General features: G+C 54.1%; 25 protein-coding genes. 10 read left to right on the top strand and 15 right to left on the bottom strand.

Annotated elements, in window-relative coordinates; genetic code table 11:
• Window positions 1-31 precede the first annotated feature (31 nt).
• From ABD035_RS07845 to ABD035_RS07865, 5 genes are all read right to left on the bottom strand, one after another.
• Complete coding sequence (locus ABD035_RS07845; protein WP_425579715.1) at window positions 32-1231, bottom strand: pyridoxal-phosphate-dependent aminotransferase family protein; 1200 nt, start codon at window positions 1229-1231, stop codon at window positions 32-34.
• Window positions 1232-1295: 64 nt separating this feature from the next.
• Window positions 1296-2033, bottom strand: coding sequence for an amino acid ABC transporter ATP-binding protein (locus ABD035_RS07850; protein ID WP_343869108.1), 738 nt, complete (start codon window positions 2031-2033; stop codon window positions 1296-1298).
• A complete protein-coding gene (locus ABD035_RS07855) occupies window positions 2011-2700 on the bottom strand; it encodes an amino acid ABC transporter permease (protein WP_343869110.1) in 690 nt (229 codons plus the stop codon). The genes ABD035_RS07850 and ABD035_RS07855 overlap by 23 nt, the downstream gene beginning before the upstream one ends.
• Window positions 2700-3380 (bottom strand): amino acid ABC transporter permease, encoded by a 681-nt coding sequence (locus ABD035_RS07860; protein ID WP_343869112.1) that lies wholly within the window; start codon window positions 3378-3380, stop codon window positions 2700-2702. The genes ABD035_RS07855 and ABD035_RS07860 overlap by 1 nt, the downstream gene beginning before the upstream one ends.
• A gap of 47 nt (window positions 3381-3427) precedes the next feature.
• Window positions 3428-4246 (bottom strand): transporter substrate-binding domain-containing protein, encoded by an 819-nt coding sequence (locus ABD035_RS07865; RefSeq protein WP_343869114.1) that lies wholly within the window; start codon window positions 4244-4246, stop codon window positions 3428-3430.
• A 158-nt stretch (window positions 4247-4404) separates the two neighbouring features.
• Here ABD035_RS07865 and ABD035_RS07870 point away from each other — a divergent pair, with 158 nt between their 5' ends.
• The 6 genes from ABD035_RS07870 to ABD035_RS07895 are packed head-to-tail and all read left to right on the top strand — an operon-like array spanning window position 4405 to window position 9849.
• On the top strand, window positions 4405-4689 hold the full coding sequence (locus ABD035_RS07870; RefSeq protein WP_343869116.1) for a (2Fe-2S)-binding protein: 285 nt from the start codon (window positions 4405-4407) through the stop codon (window positions 4687-4689).
• Complete coding sequence (locus tag ABD035_RS07875) at window positions 4676-6094, top strand: FAD-dependent oxidoreductase (protein ID WP_343869118.1); 1419 nt, start codon at window positions 4676-4678, stop codon at window positions 6092-6094. The genes ABD035_RS07870 and ABD035_RS07875 overlap by 14 nt, the downstream gene beginning before the upstream one ends.
• Window positions 6091-7251: an NAD(P)/FAD-dependent oxidoreductase gene (locus ABD035_RS07880; protein WP_343869120.1), complete on the top strand. Its 1161-nt coding sequence runs from the start codon at window positions 6091-6093 to the stop codon at window positions 7249-7251. The genes ABD035_RS07875 and ABD035_RS07880 overlap by 4 nt, the downstream gene beginning before the upstream one ends.
• Window positions 7238-8197: a dihydrodipicolinate synthase family protein gene (locus ABD035_RS07885; RefSeq protein WP_343869122.1), complete on the top strand. Its 960-nt coding sequence runs from the start codon at window positions 7238-7240 to the stop codon at window positions 8195-8197. Before ABD035_RS07880 ends, ABD035_RS07885 begins: the two co-directional genes overlap by 14 nt.
• On the top strand, window positions 8194-9621 hold the full coding sequence (gene hydA / locus ABD035_RS07890) for a dihydropyrimidinase (protein ID WP_343869125.1): 1428 nt from the start codon (window positions 8194-8196) through the stop codon (window positions 9619-9621). The genes ABD035_RS07885 and hydA overlap by 4 nt, the downstream gene beginning before the upstream one ends.
• Before the next feature lie 9 nt (window positions 9622-9630).
• The gene (locus ABD035_RS07895) at window positions 9631-9849 is read left to right on the top strand and encodes an FmdB family zinc ribbon protein (protein WP_343869127.1); all 219 of its coding nucleotides are present in this window, start codon (window positions 9631-9633) and stop codon (window positions 9847-9849) included.
• Between the two features lie 38 nt (window positions 9850-9887).
• On the opposite strand, the gene ABD035_RS07900 is transcribed toward ABD035_RS07895, so the two are convergent.
• Window positions 9888-10538: a GntR family transcriptional regulator gene (locus ABD035_RS07900; protein WP_343869128.1), complete on the bottom strand. Its 651-nt coding sequence runs from the start codon at window positions 10536-10538 to the stop codon at window positions 9888-9890.
• 114 nt (window positions 10539-10652) lie between these two features.
• Entirely contained in the window at window positions 10653-10988 is a 336-nt protein-coding gene (gene uspB, locus ABD035_RS07905) for a universal stress protein UspB (protein ID WP_343869131.1), read from the bottom strand.
• Window positions 10989-11312: 324 nt separating this feature from the next.
• Between uspB and uspA the strand changes: the two genes are divergently transcribed.
• Window positions 11313-11744 carry a universal stress protein UspA gene (gene uspA / locus ABD035_RS07910; RefSeq protein ID WP_025904093.1) on the top strand — a complete coding sequence of 144 codons (432 nt, stop codon included), beginning with the start codon at window positions 11313-11315 and terminating at the stop codon, window positions 11742-11744.
• 45 nt (window positions 11745-11789) lie between these two features.
• Here uspA and rsmJ read toward each other — a convergent pair whose 3' ends face one another.
• Together rsmJ and prlC are read right to left on the bottom strand one after the other, a co-directional pair.
• Window positions 11790-12560, bottom strand: a complete 771-nt coding sequence (rsmJ, locus tag ABD035_RS07915; protein ID WP_343869134.1) for a 16S rRNA (guanine(1516)-N(2))-methyltransferase RsmJ — start codon at window positions 12558-12560, stop codon at window positions 11790-11792.
• 6 nt (window positions 12561-12566) lie between these two features.
• Entirely contained in the window at window positions 12567-14609 is a 2043-nt protein-coding gene (gene prlC / locus ABD035_RS07920) for an oligopeptidase A (RefSeq protein WP_343869135.1), read from the bottom strand.
• Between the two features lie 341 nt (window positions 14610-14950).
• On the opposite strand from prlC, the gene ABD035_RS07925 reads away from it, so the two are divergent.
• Complete coding sequence (locus ABD035_RS07925) at window positions 14951-15793, top strand: 23S rRNA (adenine(2030)-N(6))-methyltransferase RlmJ (protein WP_343869137.1); 843 nt, start codon at window positions 14951-14953, stop codon at window positions 15791-15793.
• Between the two features lie 4 nt (window positions 15794-15797).
• Here ABD035_RS07925 and rnz read toward each other — a convergent pair whose 3' ends face one another.
• Window positions 15798-16706 (bottom strand): ribonuclease Z, encoded by a 909-nt coding sequence (gene rnz / locus ABD035_RS07930; RefSeq protein ID WP_343869140.1) that lies wholly within the window; start codon window positions 16704-16706, stop codon window positions 15798-15800.
• Window positions 16707-16902: 196 nt separating this feature from the next.
• Here rnz and gorA point away from each other — a divergent pair, with 196 nt between their 5' ends.
• Window positions 16903-18255, top strand: coding sequence for a glutathione-disulfide reductase (gorA, locus tag ABD035_RS07935; protein ID WP_343869143.1), 1353 nt, complete (start codon window positions 16903-16905; stop codon window positions 18253-18255).
• 346 nt (window positions 18256-18601) lie between these two features.
• Here the strand turns inward: gorA and ABD035_RS07940 are convergent, their stop codons facing one another.
• The 5 genes from ABD035_RS07940 to ABD035_RS07960 form a co-directional block, all read right to left on the bottom strand.
• Window positions 18602-18886 (bottom strand): hypothetical protein, encoded by a 285-nt coding sequence (locus ABD035_RS07940; protein WP_343869145.1) that lies wholly within the window; start codon window positions 18884-18886, stop codon window positions 18602-18604.
• A 53-nt stretch (window positions 18887-18939) separates the two neighbouring features.
• Window positions 18940-20271 carry an omega-aminotransferase AptA gene (aptA, locus tag ABD035_RS07945; protein WP_343869147.1) on the bottom strand — a complete coding sequence of 444 codons (1332 nt, stop codon included), beginning with the start codon at window positions 20269-20271 and terminating at the stop codon, window positions 18940-18942.
• Window positions 20272-20635: 364 nt separating this feature from the next.
• On the bottom strand, window positions 20636-21952 hold the full coding sequence (locus ABD035_RS07950) for a CitMHS family transporter (protein ID WP_343869149.1): 1317 nt from the start codon (window positions 21950-21952) through the stop codon (window positions 20636-20638).
• Window positions 21953-22398: 446 nt separating this feature from the next.
• Complete coding sequence (locus ABD035_RS07955) at window positions 22399-22554, bottom strand: YlcI/YnfO family protein (protein ID WP_212714753.1); 156 nt, start codon at window positions 22552-22554, stop codon at window positions 22399-22401.
• A gap of 22 nt (window positions 22555-22576) precedes the next feature.
• Window positions 22577-22888: a hypothetical protein gene (locus ABD035_RS07960; RefSeq protein ID WP_343869153.1), complete on the bottom strand. Its 312-nt coding sequence runs from the start codon at window positions 22886-22888 to the stop codon at window positions 22577-22579.
• Window positions 22889-23503: 615 nt separating this feature from the next.
• On the opposite strand from ABD035_RS07960, the gene ABD035_RS07965 reads away from it, so the two are divergent.
• Window positions 23504-25129 (top strand): NAD-dependent malic enzyme, encoded by a 1626-nt coding sequence (locus ABD035_RS07965; protein WP_343869155.1) that lies wholly within the window; start codon window positions 23504-23506, stop codon window positions 25127-25129.
• Window positions 25130-25185 lie beyond the last annotated feature (56 nt).

Consider the following 25185-nt stretch of genomic DNA (forward strand, 5'->3'; position numbering starts at 1 on the left):
AAAGAACAGGCTGCCCACGGGCAGCCTTTTTTTATGCGTTTTGCGTAGCCATCAGGGTGTAGTGGTCCCAGGCTGCCTGGGCCGCTGCACCTTGCGGGGTACGGAATCCATGACGATGCAGCACTGCCTCCAGAGCCGTCAGTGTTTGCATCACACAGGACGTACGGGCGTTATACCCCATTGTCCCTATCCGCCAGACTTTACCCACCAGCGGACCAAAGGATGTGCCGATTTCTATGCCGAAGTCATGCAGCATGCTGTGTCTGACGGCAAGATCATTCACGCCCTCCGGAATAAGCACCCCGAGAACATTATTCATTTTATGAGCCGTATCCCCGAACAGCTTCAGGCCCATCGCCTGCACGCCTTTCATCAGCGCGTCACCCTGTATCTTGTGTCGCTGAATACACGTCTCCAGGCCTTCCCCGAGGATAATACGGGCACATTCACGGGCGCCGTACAGCGCACTGGTGGCTTCAGTATGGTGATTCAGCCGCTCACTGCCCCAGTAATCCATGATCATGGCCAGGTCGAAATAATTGGAGTAAATCATTTCATCTTCGCCTTCCTGATGTGCATCCGTGCGGATCCCGGCTTCAACCCTGCGGCGACGGCGGATATGCTCTGCCATCTTATCACTCAGGGTAACCGGCGATGTCCCGGAGGCCCCGCCGAGGCATTTTTGCATGCCGGCAGAGACCGCATCCAACCCCCATGCATCCGTATCCAGTGGATTCCCGCCCAGAGTGGCGGTCGCATCGGTGTAAAACAGCACATCATAGCGCTGGCAGATACTGCCCAACTCCTGCAGAGGTTGCCGTAAAGTTGTCGAGGTATCGCCGTGCACCGTGAGCAACATCCGGGGGCGCAGGCGTTTAATGGCATCCTCAATCTGATCCGGAGTGAAGACCTCTCCCCAGGGCACATCCAGCCGGTGAACATCGGCACGGCAACGATGGGCGATTTCACACAACAGTTCGCCAAAACGACCAAATACCGGCACCAGCACCTTATCACCCGGGCGGATCGCCGAGACCAGCAGGGCTTCGATGCCTGCCCGCGATGTTCCGTTAATCAGCAGCGTCCACAGGTTTCGGGTGGCAAACACGCCGCGATACAGCGTCATGACTTCATTCATGTAACCGGTCATCGCCGGATCATACTGTCCCACCAATTGTGCCGACATTGCCCGTAATACCCGCGGGTCAGCATTAATCGGTCCCGGCCCCATTAAAAGTCGTGACGGGGGATTAATCTGGGAAAAAATTTCATTGTTCAACCGGAGTTTCCTCTGTTCAGTGACGTAATATTTTGCCGATAAATTGCTGTGTCCGGGCTTTTTCGGGGTGTTCGAAAATCTGACGGGGGGTACCGCTTTCAATCACTTCGCCGTCGGCCATAAACACGACTTTTGATGAAACTTCGCGAACAAAGCTCATTTCATGAGAAACAATAAACATCGTCATCCCTTCCGCCGCCAGTTCGCGGATGGTATCCAGAACTTCATTAACCATTTCCGGGTCCAGTGCGGCAGTGACTTCGTCCAGTAGCAGAATTTGAGGTTTCAGCGCCAGGGCTCTGGCAATGGCTACCCGCTGCTGTTGTCCGCCGGACAACTCATCCGGATAAGCATGCAGGCGGTGGGATAACCCGACGCGTTCCAGCAAGCGCCTGGCTTCCTGCTCAACCTCCGCTTTCGGGCGGCCTTTGATTTTGGTCGGAGTGATCATGACGTTTTCCAGCACCGTCATGTTCTGGAACAGATTGTATTGCTGAAACACAATGGCGACCGAAGAACGGAGCTGACGAAGCTGCTCTTTGTTGTCATAACTTAGCTTCCGGCCGTCAAGACAGACATACCCCTCTGAAGGCAATAACAGCCCCATCAGTACCCGTAATAACGTGCTCTTCCCGGACCCGGACGGGCCAATCAGACTGACAATGTCCCCTTTTTCCACCGGTAAGGTAATATTTTCGAGGACCGGTTGTTCGCCATAGGCGGCTTTAAGATTAACGATATCGAGCTGTGGCAATTTTAGTCTCCAGGCGCTTACCTAAGCGCGATAAGGGATAAGAGATGCAGAAGTAGAGGACAAGTACGGTGGCATAAACCAGACCTGCCGAAAAACCCTTATCCGTTAACACCTTACTGGCAGATGTCAGTTCCATCACACCAATCTGTGAGGCCAGCGTAGTATCTTTGATATACATAATGAAAAAGCTGAAGGTCGGCGGGATAACCACACGCATCGACTGAGGGATAATGATGTAACGCAGGCTTTGCAGATAACTGAAGTTCAGGGTCTCTGCCGCCTCCCATTGGTTAGGATGGACCGATTCCAGACCGCTACGGATCACTTCGCCCAGATAAGCGGCGGCGATCAGACAGACACTGACCAGTGCCACCACAAAGGTGGAAAAACGCAGCCCGGAATACTGACTGATAAAAAATACCAGCATCAGGGTCACCAGAAAGGGAATTCGCCGGAACATAAAGCAGTAAATACGGATAATACCGCGCAACGGTCTGAGTACCACGGTGCGGGTATTACCGATAATGGCTAATAAAAACCCCATAAAGAAGCCGACCAGACAACCGAACGCCGATAATGCCAGTGTACGCCCCAGCCCCTGCAACAGTAACAACACATTGTAATAAGAGAACATACCGCTCAGTTCATGCAAAACGTCGGTGATCATCAGAAGACCTCCGTTCTGGCACGGAACAGGTAACGCCCGATCACCGCCAGGGCGAATGTCGCGATCAGGGTCAGAATAATGTACAGCACCGCAGCCACCGAAAATGATTCCACGGATAAATAGGTTTCAGAGCTGAGGTTATAGGTCCGGCCGGTCAGTTCTTCGACGCCAAACATAGAGGCCATTGAGGTGCCCAACGTCATCACAATAAACTGGTTTGAAAGGGGGCGGAACATCACTTTCATCACATGGGGAAGAATGACATAACGGATAATCTGCAGGCGTGAAAATCCCAATACCTCGGCGGCCTCTACCTCCCGCTGCCGCACGGAATCAAACCCGGCTCGCTGAATATCGCACAGATACGCACCGGCATTAAAAGTGGCGCCAATCAGTACCGCATTAAACGGGGATAACAAAATGCCGGCTTCCGGCAGGGCAAAAAATAAAAAGTAAATCTGAATAAGCTGAGGCGTATTGGTGGCAAAGACCACATAGCCATTCACCAGCTTACCGGCCAGAGGCGGTCCGTAACGGAGTAAAGAAGTACAGAACATCGCTATCACCATACCCAGGGCAAATGCCAGAACCGCCAGTTGCAGGCTGATCCAGGCCCCACCCGCGAGGTAAGGTAGCTGATTCAGTATCGGGCCAAAATTCAACGTCATCGGGATACTCACAAAAAACAGCACCTTAGAATCAAGGTGCCTGAGGTGATGATAAATACTTAGTATTTTGTCGGAGATGCTGTCGGATCATGCAACATGGCATGACCGAACCACGTCTTCCAGCTTGCCGCGATAAAGCCATCTTTTTGCAGTGTACCGATAGCCTGGTTCAGTCGGAGGCGCAGGTCGGTGTTACCTTTACTCACCGCGATACAGTCGTAATCCACCTCGATAGGCTCATCCACCACCCGCCAGCGGACCGGATATTTTTTGGTGTAATCCAGCATAAAGTCGAGCACATCAATCAGCGCATCGGCACGCCCCTGAGCTATTGCCCGCACGGCATCCGGGTAGTTATCCAGAATCAGTAGCTGGGCTTTCGGCAAGTTATCCTGAATATATTTCACCGGCGTCGTCCCGCGGACCTGTACCAGACGGACCGCAGGATCATTCAGCTGCTGTACATTTTTATACGTCGTTTTATCGGTGGTGAGGATGCCCAGCACTTCGGTGTTAATCGGGTCGGTAAAATCGACGACCTGCATACGCTGCGCGTTACGGGTCATTCCGCCCATCACCGCATCAATCTTGTCTGACATGATGAACGGCACCCGGTCATTGGAGCCAACAGCGACTAGCTGCAGTTTTACCCCGAGCTGGTCGGCGATTTTCTGCGCTACGGTCGCATCGAACCCTGAGATCTGGTTTTTAGCATCGTATACCCCGAGCGGCGGAAGGTTCGGGTTGACGCCGACAATCAGTGTTTTGCTGTCCATGATCTGCTGAAGGGTACGGGCCTGTGCCCCCAATGAACTTAACATCATCAGTGAAATAACACCCGCGCCGGCGAGTTTTCCTAACAGACTCTTTTTAAACATATTTAATTCCCCGTGTGCTGGCCTTTTGGTTCAGATAATCGGTCAAAATGTGATCCCGATAAATTCGAATACTTTACATATACGATTCGTATACGATACTATCTGAATCGAATTGTCAAGTATCTCTGATTATTTGATGAACAACTCCGGGGGGCGCCATGCCGCAAATGAGTGGTGAAAAAATAAGCTTTACCTTTGAGAATCAACGCTGTTTTGCATTACGCGGACAGAGCATTGCCGCCGCTTTGTTTTCGAACGGCATTAAAACATTGCGTCTCAGTCCGGCACGGCAGCAGCCCCGGGGAATGTTCTGCCTGATGGGCTCCTGCCAGGAATGCCTGGTGATGGTGAACGGTAAACGGGCGTTAGCTTGCAAAACTGAGGCCAGTTCTGATCTTGAAGTGACCCGCGTTACGGGAGCAGTGCAACATGCAGCATTTTGATCTGATTATATTAGGGGCCGGGCCGGCAGGGATCACCGCGGCCCTTACTGCGGCGCGGCATCAGCTGAGTGTCGCGCTGTTTGATGAGAACCCCGCGGCGGGCGGACAGGTCTATCGTGCCCCGGCGTTCAGGGTGGCGGGAAAAAGCCGGAATGACCTGAAAGACGGTGATCATCTGCGCAAACAACTCGCCGATAGCCCGGTGAGCCTCTTTATGGGGCACCAGGTGTGGTCAGTCACCGGCGATTTTCGTGTCGATGCTCTTGGCCCGTCAGGCCCCGTTCACTGTACCAGCCGTTTATTACTGGTCGCGTCGGGCACTACAGAACGGGTCGTCCCGTTTGAAGGCTGGACTCTGCCCGGCGTCATCGGACTGGCCGCCGCAACCCTGCTGCTGAAATCCCAGCAAACCTTACCCGGAAAACGCACCCTCGTGGCGGGTTGTGGACCATTGCTGGTTGCCGTTGCCGGCGGCACTTTAAAAGCCGGCGGCAATGTCGCCGCCATCGCGGATATTGCCGGTAAAGGCTCATGGGCCCGGGTGTTACCGGCCATGGTACGTCGCCCGGATATTCTCAGGCAGAGTGCCGGCTACGGATTGCCCATCCTGCGTGCAGCGACCCCGTTGTATTCACGCCATACCCTGGTGCGTGCCACCGAACAGGACGGGCAGTTACTGGCTGAGCTGGCTCCATGTGATGCCGCCGGCCGGCCTGTCTCCGGCCCACGCAAAAAAATACTGGTGGACTGTATTACTGTGGGGCACGGGCTGACACCCGCCACAGAAATTACCCGGTTACTGGATGCCCGCCACCATTACTCCCGACACTCAGGAGGTTTTGTCGCCACTATCGATGAAAACGGAAAAACCTCCCGCCCGCGCTTATTTGCGGCCGGCGACTGTACAGGGATCTATGGTGCGGCGGCTGCCGTCCGCCAGGGGGTGGTGGTCGGGCTGGCGTGTGTCAGTGAACTGAAAGGCGTTGATGCGCCTCTGCAACAGGAGCGCCAGCAAGCCCTTAAAGAGTGGCAAAATGTGTGCCATTTTGGTCGGAAAATGGCCGGCATGATGGCATTACGCGAAGGCCATACCGACAGCATTACCGCCGAAACCGTAGTTTGCCGGTGCGAAGATGTGACACGGGCAGAGATTGAAGCCGCCAGCGATGCCGGGGCCGGAGACATGAATCAGATGAAGGCCTGGACCCGCTGTGGTATGGGACCTTGTCAGGGGCGGAGCTGCGGCGATGTCGCGGCAGAAATTCTAGCCCGCCACCGTAACATCAGCCGTGAAGAGGCCGGTATTTTTTCACCGCGAACGCCGTTACGCCCACTGACCATCGGTCAGCTGACCGGAGAATTCGACTATGCCGATATCCCGATCCCTAAGGCGGCCCCCCTATGAGTCTGACCCGTTACGATGTCTGCGTGGTTGGCGGTGGGGTGATGGGCTGCTCCACGGCTCTGTTTCTCGCCCGCGGCGGTATGAAAGTTGCCCTGCTTGAAAAACACGCGTTATGCCGTGGAGCCTCTGGTGTCAACGCCGGTACGCTGACGCTGCATATGACACGTGCAGCACTGGTGCCCTATGCCATCAAAGCATGGGATATGTGGATGCATCCGGAGACCTGGCTGGGGCACGGCGTCCTGGCCACCGCAGCCCCCGGATTATCCCTGGCGTTTACTCCCGCCGAACAGGAACTGCTGGAACAACGTGCCGCTGCCCGCCGGGAATACGGCGCCGATATCCGGCTGCTCAGCGGACATGAAGCAAAACGTATCGAGCCGGGCATTCCGGAAAGCTGCCTGTCGGCGGCTTACTGTGAGACTGACGGGTTTGCAAGTGCTTACCTCACCGGAAAAGCTTTTCATGAAGCACTTCTCCTGGCCGGCGTCACGATTATCGAAAATGCCGATGTCGATAGCATTACTCCGCCGGGAGAAAGTTACCGCATTTCTGCCAATCAGGGGAGCCTGCAGATTCAGGCAAACCGGCTGGTACTGGCAGGAGGCGTCTGGCTGGAGCCTTTACTGGCATTAATCGGCATCACCCTGCCGGTGAAGACCCTGATTAACCAGTTAATTGTGACTGAACGAATGCCACCGGTAATGCGCACGGTTCTGAGTATCGCCAACGGGCTGCTCTCCATGAAACAGTTTGCCAATGGCACCGTCGTGATCGGCGGCGGCTGGCAGGGGCGCGGCCACCGGGACTCAGGCAAGCCGGAAACTATTCCTGAGAATCTGATCGGTAATCTGCGCCTTGGGCAATATGTGTGCCCTGCACTGGCTGAAGCCCGGGTCGCTCGTATCTGGCTTGGTCTGGAATCAGAAACGGCCGATGCGATGCCAGTGATCGGGCCGCTGGCCGGGTTTCCTGAACTGTACGTGATTGGTTGCGTTCATTCCGGCTACACCAGTGGCCCCTATATGGGGAAATTACTGGCCGGGAGCCTGCTGGGCAATGAACCTGAAATGCCCCTTTTTAATCCCTCCCGGCTGATTATTCCTGCCGGATCAGAACCCGACACTATTGCGGAGAAAATCAATGAGCAGCACTGAATCGCCCTTTTACCACGGCGTATATGCCGCGACGGTTTGTCCGATGGACGAGCAGGGACGTTATCTGGATGAAGATGCACTGGCTGCGCACATGCACCATATTTCGCGGGTAGAGGGGATCCGCGGTTTACTGGTCAACGGCCATGCCGGTGAAAACTTTGCGCTGTCACTGGCAGAAAAAAAGCGGGTGGTCGAAATTGCCCGCCACGTCTGTCCACCGGAAACCCTGCTGCTGGCGGGGATCAATGCCGAAGACAGTTTTGAAGGGCAATTACAGGCAGACGAGGCAAAAGCCGCCGGGGCTGATGTACTGCTGATCTTCCCTCCCTATTCCTGGACGTTATCGACCGACAGTGAGACGGTGATTAATCACCACCGCATCATCAATGCCAATGCGCAGTTACCGGTCATGCTGTATCAGGCCGGCGTCAGTACCGGCGGGATGGCTTATCCCACCAGCCTGCTGACCCGACTGGTACAGTTACCCCATGTGGTCGCGGTCAAGGAAGGCAGTTGGGAAACCTCAAGATATGACTGTAACCTGCAGGCGGTTCGTGATGTCGCGCCGGACGTTGCGATGATGGCCTCAGGCGATGAGCATTTACTGACCTGTTTTGCCCTCGGTACCGATGGCAGCGTGGTCAGTCTGGCTGCGGTGATCCCGGAGCTGGTCGTCGCATTGTATCAGGCAGTGCAGAATCATCAGCTGGCCGAGGCCAGGCGATTACATCAGTACATTTATCCGCTGGCCAAAGAGATCTACGGAACCCATCCCGGTACCCATGCCAATGCCCGCCTGAAGGCTTGTTTACAGATCCTGGGGCAGATCCCATATGCCACGCCCCGTCCTCCGGTGCCGGTTGTCGGTGCAGCCCAGCGCGAAAAACTGGTCGCGTTATTACACCAGGCCCGGTCTTTTAATCAATCATTCAGGAAAACATTATGACAACTACCTTGATCCGTGGCGGGCGTATTGTCACCGCAGTCGATGATTATATTGCCGATGTCTTCATTGAGGATGAGCAGATAGTCAGTATCGGGCTTAATCTGCCCGCCGGCCCTGATACACAGGTGATTGATGCTGCAGGGATGATGTTATTCCCGGGGGGAGTCGATTGTCATACGCATATGGAAAATACGTTTGGCCCTTCTGTGACCGCCGACAATTTCCATACCGGAACCCGTTCTGCCGCCTTTGGCGGAACCACCACCATCATCGATTTTGCGCTGCAAAATCATAATACCAGCCCTTTACAGGCCATAGAACGCGCACAATCGAAAGCCGATTGTACTGCCAATATCGACTACGGTTTTCATGTGATAATTACCGAGGTGGATAAGCGGGTACTGGAGGATATGCGTTATGCCATTCGTCATGAAGGCGTCTCCAGTTTTAAAATGTTTATGGCCTATCCCGGCACCGTCATGTCTGATGATGCGGCAATTTTTCAGGCGATGCGTATGGTCGGACAGCATGGCGGTATGGTGGCATTGCATGCCGAGAACGGCACCATTGTCGAATTACTGATCCAGGAGGCATTGGCGCAGGGACACACTTCCCCCCGCTACCATGCATTAACCCGCCCGGCCATTCTGGAAGGTGAAGCCACTCACCGGGGGATCAAGCTGGCAGAACTGGCGGAAGCGCCGGTCTATTTTGTCCATCTGTCGGCTAAAGAAGCGCTAAAACATGTGGTGGAGGCCCGTGATCTCGGTATTCCGGTGTTTGCGGAAACCTGTCCCCACTATCTGTTCTTTGATGAATCGGCGTATGCTGCCACCGACGAAGAGGACAGTTTTGATGCGGCACGCTTAGTGATGAGTCCGCCATTACGCTCTAAAGAGGCACAAAACGCCCTCTGGACCGCGCTGAAAACCGATGATTTACAGTTGATTTCTACCGACCACTGCCCGTACTGCCTGAAAGAAGGCCATCAGGGGAAAATTAACCAGAAACCCTTCGGTAAAGATGATTTTTCGAAAATCCCGAACGGTGTGCCGGGCGTAGAGACACGCATGACCGTGGTTTACGACGGGGGTGTACGCAGCGGAAGAATTTCTTTAAACCGTTATGTTGAGCTGATGTCGACGGCCCCGGCCAAATTATTTGGCCTGTTTCCGAAAAAAGGCACGATCGCGGTGGGCAGTGATGCGGATATCGTTATTTTTGATCCGAATGAACAACACACCATCAGTGCCGCCACGCAACACAGTGATTGTGATTTCACCCTGTTTGAAGGCCACCGTGTGCAGGGGAAAGTCAAAAAAGTCCTGCTGCGCGGCCAGTTATTGGTCAGTGATGACCAATGGGTGGGTAAAACCGGTCAGGGCCGGTTCGTTGCCCGGGGCGAAGTCGGTAAATGCTGGTAGGAGAAGACAATGCCGTATTATGACTATCAATGTGAATGCGGTGAGGTGGTTGAAGTACGCCGCACGGTCGCAGAGCGGGATAACCCGGCCCGCTGTCAGCAATGCGGACAACCCGCCTACCGCAAGGAGGCGTTCAGTCCGATATTGTTACGCAGTAAACCTGCTCCCGCCATCCGTAATCCGTTGCACTCGGACGGGTGTCCCTGCTGTCCTGCCTCCATAAAATAAGGTTCAGGCTCATCACAGACCGTGGTGAGCCTTACAGATTAACCGCCTTCAGATAAACGTTTCAGTACAAACGCTGACAGATTTCTCAGATGCTGGCTGACCGCATGACGGGCCGTTTCGGCATCACCGGACTTCCACCCTTCCAGGATCGCCAGATGCTCCTGCCGATCTTCCTCGATCCGGTTAAACGGTGTCACCAGCTCAAACAGCCGGCTCTGGGTTCGCGCCTGATCGATCATGCCTGCCAGCACCGGATTACCGCAATGGCGGGCAAACAAGGTATGCACCTGATCATCGGCTTCCCAGTGTTCGTGTTCCTGCTGTCCGGCACTCAGCGCCTTGATCTTTTCGATCAACGCATCCACCTGCTGATGATCGATCTTATTGATCGATAATGCGATAGCTTCAGTTTCCAGCAACTCACGGACTTTCATGGTCTGGAAATATTCCCGTGCGCTGACAAAGCGTACCGAATAAGAGCGGGCCCCGGAACGGACCAGTAGACCTTCCCCTTCCAGCCGCAGTAAGGCTTCACGCAGCGGGGTGCGGGAAATCTGCAATTCCTCCACCAGCCGCCCCTCGACGACGGCCCCTCCGCTACGTAATGTCTTTTCCAGGATCATCCGATGGAGTGTCTGATAGGCCAGTTCCCCTAGCTTTTCTGTTGCCTGTATTTTTCCGGAAGTCACGTGATTCCATAGCCTGTAGTAAAGAATGTACTTAAAGTATATGGGATGTATACGGTGAAGGTAAATTCAAAAAAAATCCGCCGCCCTGCAAGGAATTATCTGACCTGACTGTCATCAATGCAGTATCAGCAGCCCCGTCAGGGCAATGACCACCGCGGCACAGAGGGCACTGGTCAGAATAAACTGGCGACGCACCTGCTCACACCGGAAGATAAATTCATATTCCTGATGGCCGCGGTAACGTCGTTCATAAAGGTATCGGGCCAGTTGCAGTTGCATGGCCGGACGCCCCCGCGGAGTAAAAAAACCTGCCCCGTCCACCTGTTGATACAGATGAGGGTCACAGGTCCGCATGACCGCCAGTAAGGTCCGTAACGCCGAAAAGTACCGCACTATATTTATCGCACAGACAATACAGGTCGCGGTAAAAAGTGCCATGATTGTGATCATCTTGCTTCTCTGCCCCTCCCCTGAGACTGATATTACGCGGCCTGTCAGAACCTCGCGCGCGCAGGCACGTCCTGCCGCCGCGATCGGTTGTCATAATTTTTAAGGTCGGATGAACGGGTTATATCACGTCCTTTTGAGCTGCTTCACACTTCCCGCTTACCGGCCGGCAGACAATACTTCTATACTCAGTTGAAGAGCCGTATGGTAGGATAAATCCACAGCACACAACAGAAAATCGTCATCGTGGTCGGCGGCTTACCCGCTCAGGTGTGTCACCTTACCTATGCTGCTGACCCTTACTTTTTCCGCTTTAAGGAGTCTGTCATGTCTTATAAACATATTCTGGTCGCAGTTGACCTTTCACCGGAAAGTCAGCTGCTGGTTGAGAAAGCGGTCTCTCTCGCCAGCCCCTATGAAGCTAAAGTCTCTTTAATTCATGTAGACGTGAACTATTCAGATCTCTACACCGGACTGATTGACGTAAACCTCGGTGACATGCAAAAACGCATCTCCCAGGAAACACAAACGGCCCTGACCGAATTATCGACCAATGCCGGCTATCAGATCAGCCAGACACTGAGCGGCAGTGGCGACCTGGCGCAGGTGTTGCTGGACGCGATTAACCGTTATCAGGTGGACCTGGTTATTTGCGGTCACCACCAGGATTTCTGGAGCAAACTGATGTCTTCCGCACGTCAGCTCATCAACACCGTGCATATCGATATGCTGATTGTTCCTATGAAGGATGACGAATAATCGTCGCTGAACCGGCCCTGTCCTGCGGGACAGGGCCGTTTTCTGTCAGCCCGCGTTCTCTGTCACCGGATCCAGTGACGGGTAGATATCGAACCGATGACTTTTGGTCACCACCGCGGAGCTGGTTGCCACACCATCCAGCGGTTCGGCGTAGTCCGGACGTTTAACCACTATCCGTTTTTTTGCCAGCCACCTGGCCGGTGTCAGCAGAGAATCGGCATCCTCATCCGCCCCCACCAGCGACTGAAAGACCCGCATCTCTTTTTTCACCATGGCGCTTTTCTGCCGATGGGGATACATCGGGTCCAGATAGACCACATCAGGGCGCGGGCTGATTTCTGTCAGTGCCTGCTGACTGGTCGCATGGATCAGTGTCAGACGCTGCTGTAACCAGTGACCGATTTCCGCATCACGATAACCACGCTGCAGACCGTCGTCGAGTAACGCGGCCACCACCGGATGACGTTCCAGCATTCTGACCCGGCAACCGGTCGCCGCCAGTACGAAAGCATCACGGCCTAATCCCGCCGTGGCATCCACCACATCAGGCAGGTAGTTGCCTTTAATGCCGACGGCTTTCGCCACCGCTTCTCCACGCCCGCCACCGAATTTACGGCGATGAGCCATCGCGCCGGACACAAAATCGACATAGATACCGCCGAGTTTGGGTTCATCACGCTTTCGTAATTCCAGCCGCTCCGGTGTCATCACCAGCGCCATCGGGGCGGTTTCGTCGTGGGTTAACTGCCAGCGCTGTGCCAGAACAGATAAGGCGCCGTCTCCGGCGCCTGTTTCGTCAATCAGACAAATGTTCACCCGGAGTTATCCCTGGATCCCGTAATGCTCAAGCATCGCATCCAGCTCCGGTTCACGTCCGCGGAAACGGGTGAAGAGCACCATCGGTTCTTCAGAGCCTCCGCGACTCAGGATGTTATCAAGGAATGACTGACCGGTTTCGCGGTTGAAAATCCCCTCTTCCTCAAAGCGTGAGTAAGCATCGGCGGCCAGCACATCCGCCCACAGATAGCTGTAATAGCCTGCGGCATATCCGCCGGCAAACACATGGCTGAAGGCATGCGGGAAACGTCCCCAGGACGGAGAAGGGACAACCGCAACCTCTTTCTTCACTTCCTGCAGGGTTTCCAGCAGTCGTGCGCCTTTCGCCGGGTCATAACCGGCGTGCAGACGGAAGTCAAACAGCCCGAATTCCAGCTGACGCAGAATAAACATGGCCGCATTGTAGTTTTTCGCTGCCAGCATTTTTTCCAGCAGATCCTCAGGTAATGGCTCACCGGTTTCATAATGGCCGGAGATAAAGGCCAGTGCATCCGGCTCCCAGCACCAGTTTTCCATAAACTGGCTTGGCAGTTCGACGGCATCCCACGGCACTCCGCTAATGCCGGAAACGCCTGCGGTATCCACTTCTGTCAGCATGTGGTGCAGGCCATGACCGAACTCATGGAACAGGGTAATGACTTCATCATGGGTGAACAGCGCCGGCTGGCCTTTCAGAGGACGGTTAAAGTTACAGGTCAGGTACGCGACCGGTTTTTGCACTGAACCATCGGCACGGCGACGGCGGCCTGCGCAATCGTCCATCCAGGCGCCGCCACGTTTATTCTCACGGGCATACAGGTCGAGGTAAAAACTGCCACGCAGCTCACCGCTTTCATCATACAGTTCAAAGAAACGGACATCCGGATGCCAGACATCCACATCCTTACGCTCTTTCGCCGTGATCCCGTAAATACGTTTGACGACTTCAAAAAGACCGCTGACGGCTTTGTCTTCAGGGAAGTAAGGACGTAACTGCTCATCACTGATGGTGTAGAGATGCTGTTTCTGTTTCTCTGCATACCAGGTGATATCCCACGGTTCCAGGGTATCGACACCGTAATGGGCTTTGGCAAACTCACGCAGCTGTGCCAGCTCTTTCTCACCCTGTGGCCGCGCGCGCTTCGCCAGATCACTCAGGAAATCCAATACCTGCTGCGGGGACTGCGCCATTTTGGTCGCCAGCGATTTTTCCGCAAATGACCCGAAACCTAATAACTGTGCAAATTCATGGCGTAATGCCAGCTCTTCTTCGATCAGCGGGCCATTATCCCATTTTCCGGCATTCGGCCCCTGGTCGGAGGCCCGGGTGCCGTAAGCGCGATACATCTCTTCACGCAGCGCCGCATTCTCGCAGTAGGTCATCACCGGCAGGTAGCTCGGGATGTCCAGCGTCAGTAACCAGCCCTGCTGCTCTTTCGCTTCCGCACGGGCTTTCGCTGCCGCCAGTGCGCTCTCCGGCATCCCGGCCAGCTCGGCTTCGTCGGTGATAAGCTTGCTCCAGCCCATGGTGGCATCCAGCACATTATTACTGTACGCCGCACCGATCTCCGATAAACGGGCCGCGATCTCACCGTAACGTTGCTGTTTGTCCTTTGGCAGACCGATGCCGGATAACTCAAAATCACGCAGGGCGTTATCGACGACTTTTTGCTGTTCCAGAGTCAGGGTGGCGTAGTTATCACTCTCTTTCAGGCTGACATAGGCCTTGTATAACCCTTCATGCTGTCCAAGCCAGGTACCGTATTCAGAGAGCAGAGGTAACACCTGCTCATAAGCTTCACGTAACTCAGGACTGTTCTGCACCGAATTCAGATGGCTGACCGGAGAAAACAGACGTCCCAGACGATCATCACTCTCTGCCAGCGGTTCACACAATGTCTCCCAGGTATAAGGGCCTTCCTGAGCAACGACTTTTTCAACCGCACTCCGGCAGTCTTTTAGCGCTTCGGTAACGGCAGGCACCACATGTTCCGGTTTAATCAACGAAAACGGCGGCAGTATGAACGGTGTCAGTAATGGGTTAGTCATAGCACAATCCTGTTGGTGTTAGAGGGCGCTTTGCTTGCGCGATAAAAGAAGCATGGGGGCTGACACACAGAAAATCAATGATCCGCCATCCGCAGACCCCGGAGAGGCGAAAGGTAACGCCGCTCTGCCCCGGGTAAACCGCTTCCGCCTTCCCTGCGGGTTCGCTGAACCGGGCGGATAAATCATGAGCGTTGCTACTGCCCTACCGGCAATACTGCTATACTCTGCGCCCGCGACAGAGGAGCACTGCCTGGCAGACCTGCTTTGTCTTTGCCGTGAGGGTGTGACGATAGCCGGGTTTACACCTCACAGAATACAGTTTTTATCAGAAGGTTAACGACATGCTGAGCTATCGTCATAGTTTCCACGCAGGTAATCATGCGGATGTGTTAAAACATACCGTTCAGAGCCTGATCATCCAGTCACTCGGTGAAAAAGAGAAACCGTTTCTCTATCTGGATACCCACGCCGGTGCCGGGCGCTACTTACTGAACAGTGCGCATGCGGAACGTACCGGGGAGTATATGGAAGGGATCGGTCGGATCTGGCAAAACCCGGAAGCTCCGGAGCCACTGAAACCGTATCTTTCTGCGGTCAGCGCACTGAACCCGTCCGGTCGTCTGAAGTATTACCCGGGCTCCCCGCTGATTGCCCGTCATCTGTTACGGGAGCAGGACACTATCGAACTGACCGAACTGCATCCGACAGATTATCCGTTATTACGGAATGAATTTCTGAAAGATGACCGCGCACGTGTTGCCCGGGGGGATGGTTATCAGCAGCTGAAAGCCAAACTACCGCCGGCGTCGCGCCGTGGCCTGATCCTGATCGACCCTCCCTACGAGATGAAGAGCGATTACCAGGCCGTGGTCGCCGGGATCCAGGAAGGGTACAAACGCTTTGCTACCGGAGTATTCGCCCTCTGGTATCCGGTTGTTCTGCGTCAGCAGATTAAACGTATGCTGAGCGAATTACAGGCGACCGGCATTAAACGTATTCTGCAGATTGAACTGGCGGTTCGTCCGGACAGTGACCAGCGCGGTATGACAGCCTCCGGCATGATTGTTATTAATCCCCCGTGGAAGCTGGCGGCAGAGATGGAAGCGGTGCTGCCATGGCTGCACAAACAACTGTCGCCTGCCGGCACCGGACACACGCTGGTGAACTGGGTGGTCCCGGAGTAACGCCTCAGATTTCGATCACCGCAAAATCCTGTGCCAGTCCGGTGGCTGTAAACACTGACTGACACTCTGCCAGTAACCGGGGCATATCCTGTGCCCCGTACCGTGAGCTGAAGTGTGTCGCAATCAGCCGGCCAGCCCCGGCATCGCGGGCTATCTGTGCGGCCTGTATCGTGGTCGAATGGCCACGACTATTCGCTTTTTCTGCCATGGCCGCCTCCAGCGTGGTTTCATGCACCATCACATCCACCCCTCGCGCCAGGCTCAGGCTGGCTTCTGCCGGGGCCGTATCCCCGAAAATAGCGACCGATTTGCCTTTCACGGCAGGGCCCAGATACGCGGTACCGTCAATCTGACGTCCGTCGTCCAGCGTCACGGTTTTTCCCTGTTTCAGTAACTGAAACCACGGACCGGAAGGGATCCCGTCGGCCTTCAGCCGGGCCGCATCCAGGGTGCCGGGTTTATCGTGTTGTTCTATACGGTAACCCAGACAGGGCACGACATGGTTCATCGGGTACGCCGTGACGCGATATTCGCCGTCATCCAGCACCACGCCGGCTTCAATCTCGATGATTTCCATCGGGAAACTCACCCAGGAACTGCTGAGTGACAGGGCATTGTCCACGAAGGCTTTGATCCCCGGTGGGCCGTAAATGGTCAGCGGCTGGCTGATACTGGCCATCGACCGGCTGGTCAGCAGTCCCGGTAAGCCGAAGATATGATCCCCATGCAGATGCGTGATAAAGATTTTTTCCAGCTTGCCGGGCTTTAACGCGCTACGCATATACTGGTGCTGGGTCGCTTCACCACAGTCAAACAGCCAGTCCCCGCCCGGCGGCAGCGACAGTGCGATGGCGGTGACATTACGTTGCAGGCTGGGAACCCCTGCGCAGGTGCCCAGAAAAGTCAGGTACATGCTATGCTTCCGGTAGTAGAGTCAGACCAGTGGGCATCCTATCACAACCATAGGTGCAAACTTTGCGGCATTTGCCGGAGTCGCGCTACACTGGTCGGCATGAAATACAGTACAGCAGACACTGCCAGCGGCTATCCGGTGATGGCCTGAGCCCGGCACAGCATTCTGCTCAACCCGAAACGGACGGACATTTTCAATGACTAAACATTATGACTATCTTGCTATTGGCGGCGGCAGTGGCGGTATCGCATCCATTAACCGTGCAGCGATGTATGGCAGGAAATGTGCCCTGATTGAAGCAAAAGAGCTGGGTGGCACCTGTGTGAACGTCGGCTGTGTACCGAAAAAGGTCATGTGGCACGCTGCACAGATCGCCGAAGCTATTAAGCTGTATGGTCCGGATTATGGTTTCGATACCACCGTAAACCAATTCGACTGGGCAACGCTGGTGAAAAGCCGTACGGCCTATATCGATCGTATCCACAATTCCTATGACAATGTCCTGGGTAAAAATAAAGTCGACGTTATCAAAGGGTTTGCCCGCTTTATCGATGCGCATACCGTGGAAGTCAACGGTGAGAAGATCACCGCGGACCATATTCTGATTGCGACCGGCGGACGTCCGAGCCACCCTGACATCCCGGGGGCTGAGTACGGTATTGATTCTGACGGGTTCTTTGACCTGCAGGAACTGCCAAAACGCGTCGCTGTGGTCGGTGCCGGATATATTGCGGTCGAGATTGCCGGTGTGGTCAACGGCCTCGGGGCAGAGACCCATCTGTTTGTCCGTAAGCAGTCACCGTTACGCCAGTTCGATCCGTTATTATCGGAAACCCTGGTGGAAGTGATGAATGCCGAAGGGCCACTCCTGCATACCCATGCGACGCCGCAGAAAGTCGATAAAAATGCAGATGGCAGCCTGACACTGACACTGGAAAACGGCGACAGCTACACCGTCGATTGCCTGGTCTGGGCCATCGGCCGTCAACCGGCGACGGACAACCTGAACCTGGCGGTCACCGGCGTCGAACTGAACGATAAAGGGCACATTGTGGTGGATAAATTCCAGAACACCTCTGTGCCCGGCCTCTATGCCGTCGGCGATAATACCGGCGCGGTTGAACTCACGCCGGTCGCGGTGGCTGCGGGTCGTCGTCTGTCCGAACGTCTGTTTAACAATAAACCGGACGAACATCTGGACTACAGCAATATTCCGACCGTGGTCTTTAGTCACCCGCCTATCGGCACCGTGGGTTTATCCGAACCTCAGGCCCGTGGACAGTACGGTGACGACGCCGTGAAGGTATATACCTCCTCCTTCACCGCCATGTATACCGCCGTGACACAGCATCGTCAGCCCTGCCGTATGAAGCTGGTGTGTGCCGGTCCGGAAGAAAAAATCGTCGGTATTCATGGCATCGGTTTTGGTATGGACGAAATGTTACAGGGCTTCGCGGTCGCACTGAAAATGGGCGCGACCAAGAAAGACTTTGATAACACCGTCGCCATCCACCCGACCGGTGCAGAAGAGTTTGTGACAATGCGCTGATCACAGTCCGCATCAGGGTCCCCCGGGTGCTAATGTCTGCATTAAGCCCGTCACCGACGGGCTTTTTTATTGATTGTCCCGCCCTGAATCACGTCGATACTTTCTGACCCTATTACGGAAAACGTGATAATGACGGAGTTCAAACGTACCCCACGAGATTATCCTTATCTCCTGTAAAATCGCCGCCTGACTGCCCCCGAATATCGCCTGAAGAGCGGCTTCAGCAGGAAAATCAGAAAGCCGGACTTTTAATCGGTTATCAATCTCCTGAAAATTAAGGCTTTGAATGATTGTCCGACTGCCCGGAGACAAGAAGCCTGAGTCATCTTTACACCAGGATGGATTATCAGGGTTTATCTGTCATATCAAGCAGCACCATCCGCCTGTTAATATATTGAGTGACCTTTTCTTTATGCTCATCTGACATATAACTGTTGTTGATGATTCCGAAGATTTTTTCTTGTGCCTGCAGAAGCTTATCGATCTCTTTCTTAGCAAGATTTTCATTCAGTTCTATGCCACGGGCAAACTCCAGGAAGTCATACCCGATATACTCACCAATACCCGGGTCAGGGCCGGCAGGATGATACCTCTGAACGCCCGTTCCTTCTTGCCCGGCCAGCGAGATCAAAAAAGCCGGGCACAGGCCCGGCCGAAAGACTTTTCTGTGTTCTGCGACAGTACTTAGTCAATCACGTGCAGGGATTCACCCACCGCATCAAACAGCCGATCCAGCTCTTCAGGCTGCGTGCTGAACATCGGTCCGAATTGCAGCGTATCTCCGCCAAAACGCACATAGAAACCGGCTTTCCAGAGTGCCATCCCGGCATCAAAAGGCCGGATCGCGGCATCGCCGTCGCGGGGAGCCAGCTGAATGGCACCCACCAGCCCGCAGTTACGGATATCCACGACATTCGGACAATCACGCAGGCTGTGCAGTGTTTTCTCAAATACCGGCGCCAGCTCCGCTGAGCGGCTGATCAGGTCGTCTTTTTCCAGCAGGTCCAGGGTGGCCAGCCCCGCAGCACAGGCGACAGGGTGCCCGGAATAGGTATAACCGTGACCGAATTCAACCGCATGTTCCGGCAACGGCTGTGACATATAAGTCTGATAGATTTCGCTACGGGCAACCACACCGCCCATCGGGATCGCACCGTTAGTGATCTGTTTCGCGAAGTTCAGAATATCCGGTGTCACACCAAAGTATTCGGCCCCTGTCCAGCGACCCATACGCCCGAAACCGGTGATCACCTCATCAAATATCAACAGAATATTATGCTGGTCACAAATTTCTCTCAGCCGCTGCAGATAGCCCTGTGGCGGGATGATCGCCCCCGCAGAACCGGAAAGCGGCTCAACAATCACCGCCGCAATGTTAGACGCATCGTGTAACTCAATCAGTTTCAGCATCTCATTGGCCAGTTCTGTCCCGCCGGTGGGGGCTTGTCCCGGGGTAAAGGCCAGATCTGTCTGCAATGTGTGGGGTAAATGATCCACATCCATAAACTGTCCGAACATTTTACGGTTACCGCCAATGCCTCCCAGGCTGGTGCCGGCAATATTTACCCCGTGATACCCCCGGGCACGACCGATAAATTTGGTTTTTGCCGGCAACCCCTTCGCACGCCAGTAGCCGCGGGCCATTTTGACCGCCGTATCGGCTGACTCTGACCCCGAGCCGGTAAAAAAGACATGGTTGAGATCGCCCGGCATACGTTGCGCTATCTTTTCTGCCAGCTGAAATGAGAACGGATGGGCATACTGGAAGGCCGGTGCATAATCCAGCGAGCCCAGTTGCTTAGCCACCGCGGTCTGGATTTCACTCCGGCAATGACCTGCGCCGCAGGTCCACAGCCCCGACAGACTATCGAATAACTGGCGTCCTTTATCATCCGTCAGCCAGCGGTCTTTTGCGGAAACGATAAAGCGGGGGTCGCGCCGGAAGTTACGGTTGGCACTGAATGGCATCCAGTGCGACTGCAAATTAAGGCCGGAAGTATCGATAGATTCAGACATAGTCATTCCCCATAAAAGTGATAAGGAACAGTGTGCAATCAGGTGTCAGGTAAGTTAAATCCCGATTACTGAACCTTTGGTTATCAAAAAACTAACCTATAGGAAAAACGGATGACCTGCCCGATCGTGATAACGCAACCCTCGCTCTCCATCCCCCACCCGCTCCCCGCACCTGCCCGGCCGGAGGGCCGCTTTTCCGGGGCCTGGTATCGGTAATGACAGGCATACCGGCCCGTTCCATGCTTACGCCCTGCCCGGCCGGGAGACGCAGCAGGCTGGCCCTTTGTGAAAGATGCCAGCCTGCACTGCCCGTGACGATAGGATCACGGTATGACGGCCTTCCGGGCAACGATCGTCCGCCTGGTTAGCGGTAGACAGGGATCGCCCCGAACAGGATCCCGCCGATCAATAACGCGAGGCTGATAAAGATCCCCCATTTGATCGAAAACCGTTGATGATCACCGATATCCACTTTCGCCAGTCCCACCAGCAGATAGAGTGAGGGAACCAGCGGGCTCAGCAGATGGAACGGCTGACCGACAATCGAAGCCCGGGCGATCTCTGCCGGAGAAATCCCATAGCCTGCGGCCGTCTGCGCGATGACCGGTAAGATCCCGAAATAGAACGCATCATTAGACATAAAAAAGGTAAACGGCAGGCTGACGATAGCCGTGAATATCGCCAGATACGGACCGAAACTGTGAGGAATGACGGCCAGCAGACTTTTCGCCATCGCATCCACCATTCCGGTACCGGACAGGATGCCGGTAAAAATGCCGGCAGCAAAGATTAATGAGGTAACCGCCAGCACGTTCCCGGCATGTGCACCGATCCGTTCTTTCTGCTGACTCAGGGACGGATAATTCAGCATCGCGGCAACGGCAAAGGCCAGCATAAACAGGATTTGAATCGGTAATGCTCCTACCACCAGCAGTACAAGTAAGACAGTCGTCAGAATAAAGTTTGGCCAGAACATTTTCGGGCGACGGTTTGCCTCGCACTCTTTCTCATCGCCTGCCCCCAGACTGATCGCCCCCGGGTCATGGTCATCGGCCGTGGCCCGGAGTACGCCCAGTCTGCGCCGTTCACGGAGGCCGAACCAGACGGCCACACCCACCAGGGTCACACAAGCCAGTAACATCGCCGGGATCATCGGAATAAAAATATCCAGTGCATCAATCCGTAACGCGGCAGCAGCACGGGCTGTCGGCCCGCCCCAGGGAGAGAGGTTCATAATACCGCTGGCCAGGTTGACCAGACAGGTCATCGCCAGAATATTCATACCCAGTTTACGGTACAGCGGAAGAAACGCGGCAATCGCTATCATATAGGTGGTAGAACTGTCACCGTCCAGCGACACCAGCAACGTCAGGATCGCGGTCCCCATCAGCACCCTGAGAGGATCCCCGCGAACGATTTTCAGGATAAAACGTACCAGCGGATCGAACAGGCCGGCATCGATCATCAGACCGAAGTAGAGGATAGAAAAGGTCAGCATCACCCCGGTCGGTGCCAGCGCCTTCACACCACTGAGCATCATCTCGCCCAGCCCGTGATAAAAGCCGCCCGCCAGGGCAAAGACTGTGGGTACAATGATCAGAGCAATCAGCGCCGACATCCGTTTGGTCATGATCAGATACATAAAGCAGACAACCATCGCAAAGCCCAGCATGGTTAACACAGTGCTACCCCCCGTCATTGCTCAATGACTTATCAGAACTTCCGCCTCTGGCTACCTGCCATCAGGTCCTGCGATTCATCAGGAACCCCGTGCCTGGCATTCAGAAATATTTTGTCTCACACAGAGACAATAGAAATAAAGTAGCAACATAATTTAACATTAATGTAACTTTAGTACTGAAAAGCGAGGTGAATCATGTTTTCGGGATCTGCAGGGAGGATTTTGTGAGCCACATCAGAACACCGCCCGGCCGGTCGCAGAGTGTCCGGGATGACCGGCCGGCAGCAGATAAGAGGCGGGCGAAGTAACTAAAGGCTGGTCAGTAAAGACGGGTAGCCGCAGGGGGCTTTCAGCACCCATTCACCGTGCCGGACGGTGAACCACAGAGATAAAAAAGGCCCCGTCAGGGCCCACAATAGCTATTGTCCGGGACACCGGACTGTCTGTCAGTGACGTTTTCTGAGTCTGATGCGACAGGCTTCAATCACCCAGGCGGAAAAGTTCTCACTGCTCTCTTGTTTCAGCGACTCCTGAATATCGCTGAGCATCTGATGCGGAAAACGAATATGTTTAGCCCGTGTCTTTGACGTGCTCATTTTCATTACTTCTGACTCCTTTAACGCTTTATTCACGGCAGAAAGAGGATAACCCGGTGAAATACCCCTCTGTATGATCCACAGGGCCGGTATAAAAAAGACCGGAAGCCGGCCCCCCCCATTCGCGGGCAGGTCCGTCACCGGAAAATGGTTTGCGCCCATTTTCATTCCCGGCATCCCCGGCAGGCACTCCACGGTATCTGTATTGATCCCCCCGGGAACCGGTATCGGGCTGCCCGGCATGCTTTCCACCCGGCAGCCGGTCACAGAAAGCCGCAGGGCTTAACAGGGAATGATTACAACAGAGATGAATATTACGGGTCATTAATTTTTGTGCCATTGCATGTTCCGCGCCCGGCGGGGCGCACCGGGGTGTTCGTCCGTTTTCCGCGCCTTCTTCTTCTCTATAAGTACAGTGTCTTCAGACGCCCGCAACCTTCCGGCTGACCGGAAATCCGCTGATACGACCGTTCCCCCGGACCGGCAACCGACGCGGGACGGAAAACCGGACAAAACCGGCGCAGACAGACGGCCGGAAGTACGGCGGTCACCGGCGGGTGTTCACAAAGCCGTCATTGCGCAACAAATTTTTATTCCGCAGCTTCGCCGCCGGAATCAATACGACCGTTCAGATGAAACTCAAAGTAACGCTATTTTTCCGTACAGGACGTAAACTTAAAAAAATGCTAAAAAACGCCACCTCTTATTTAACCTCTGCGGCCTTCCGGCTACATTCATTTAACCCTCAGGTCAGTACAAAAATTATTCCCGGTCGGGAATCCAGCCGGATTTACTTGCCTATATCCGGAATTCCGCACGCCCTTAAAAAGCCAGAAATAAAAAAACCTTTATTTTCATATGGATAATTTTAATTAAAAACTGGCACACCCATTGCAATAAGTATTAGCGAGAAAGTTACTTAATTGATTTATTCCTTATCTACAGGAGCTATATCATGACAATGGAAACCACTACCCTTTCAGGTCTCGAATTACTGCACAGTGCAGCCAACAATAAAGGGACTGCCTTTAGCGACCAGGAACGTAAAAACAACAAACTGGAAGGCCTGTTACCTCCTTCTGTCGAGTCTCTGGATCTGCAGGTACAGCGTGTACTTAATCACCTGGACAGCAAAAAGGATGATCTGGAACGCTACATCTATCTGATTGGCCTGGAAGAACGCAACGAAGTGGTTTTCTATAAAACCGTCATGTCAGATCCTATGCGCTTCATTCCTATCCTGTACGATCCAATCGTTGCAGATGCCTGCCTGGAGTTCGGTCACATTTACCGTCGTCCACGCGGTATGTATATCACCCGTCACATGAAAGGCCGTATGGCTGAAGTCCTGAAAAACTGGCCGGTCAAAGACGTCCGCTTTATCTGTGTCTCTACAGGCGGTCGTATTCTGGGTCTGGGTGATATCGGTGCGAACGGTATGGGTATCCCTATCGGTAAACTGCAGCTGTACACTGCCTGTGCGGCGGTACCACCAGACTGCCTGCTGCCGGTACTCTTCGATATCGGTACCACTAACGAAAAACTGCGTAACGATCCGCTGTATCTGGGTACCCGTGAAGCGCCGGTGAGCGAAGAAGAACTGAATGAACTGACCGAAGAATTTGTTCAGGCCGTACAGACTGTCTTCCCTGGCTGCTGTATCCATTTCGAAGACTGGAAAGGCACCGATGCTATCCGTTACCTGGATCGCTACAAAGATAAAGTCCTGTGCTACAACGATGATATTCAGGGAACTGCCAGCGTCGCATTAGCCGGTGTTTTCAGTGCCATGAATATCACAGGCGGTGACCTGAAAGAACAACGCATTCTGTTCTACGGAGCAGGATCTGCCGGTATCGGTATCGGTAAACTGATTTGTTCAGAACTGCGTGACCTTGGCTTATCTGAAGAAGAAGCCCGCTCCCGTGTGGCTTACATGGACATCAATGGTCTGATTGAAACTTCCCGTGACGATCTGAGCCCTGAACAACAGAAATTTGCACTGAATGCCGAGCCTACCCGGGATTTGGTTAAAGTTATCAATGACTTTAAACCGACTATTCTGTTTGGTGTCAGTACCAGTGCCGGTGCCTTTACTCAGGCGGTGGTTGAAAAAATGAGTGAAATTAATGAACGTCCGATTATTTTTGCCCTGTCCAACCCAACCAGTAAAGTCGAATGTACCGCAGAGCAAGCGTATACCTGGTCAAAAGGTAAAGCGCTGTTTGCTGCCGGTGTTCAGTTCCCTGAATTTGAAATGAACGGTAAAACCTTCCTGCCAGGTCAGGCCAATAACTTCTACATCTATCCTGCGATAGGCCTGGCGACTTATGCTGCCCGCCCACTGCTGTTAGACGACGAGTGCTTTATTGTTGCAGCCCACGCCACCGCAAATCAGGTCACTCCTGAAATGCAGAAAAAAGGCATGCTCTACCCAAGCCAGCACAACATTCTGGAAACAGAAATTACTACCGCTGTGAAAATTGCCGAATATATGTTCGACAATGGCCTGGCGCAGGCTGAACGTCCGGAAAATATCCGCAGCTGGATCGAAGAAAAACTCTATAAACCGCAATACTAATTACTCATTCAGATTGATTTCAGGGATAGTCTTTTCGGGGCGCGAGCCGCCCCGCT

The sequence above is a fragment of the Tatumella terrea genome (genome assembly GCF_039523755.1).
GTDB lineage: Bacteria > Pseudomonadota > Gammaproteobacteria > Enterobacterales > Enterobacteriaceae > Tatumella > Tatumella terrea.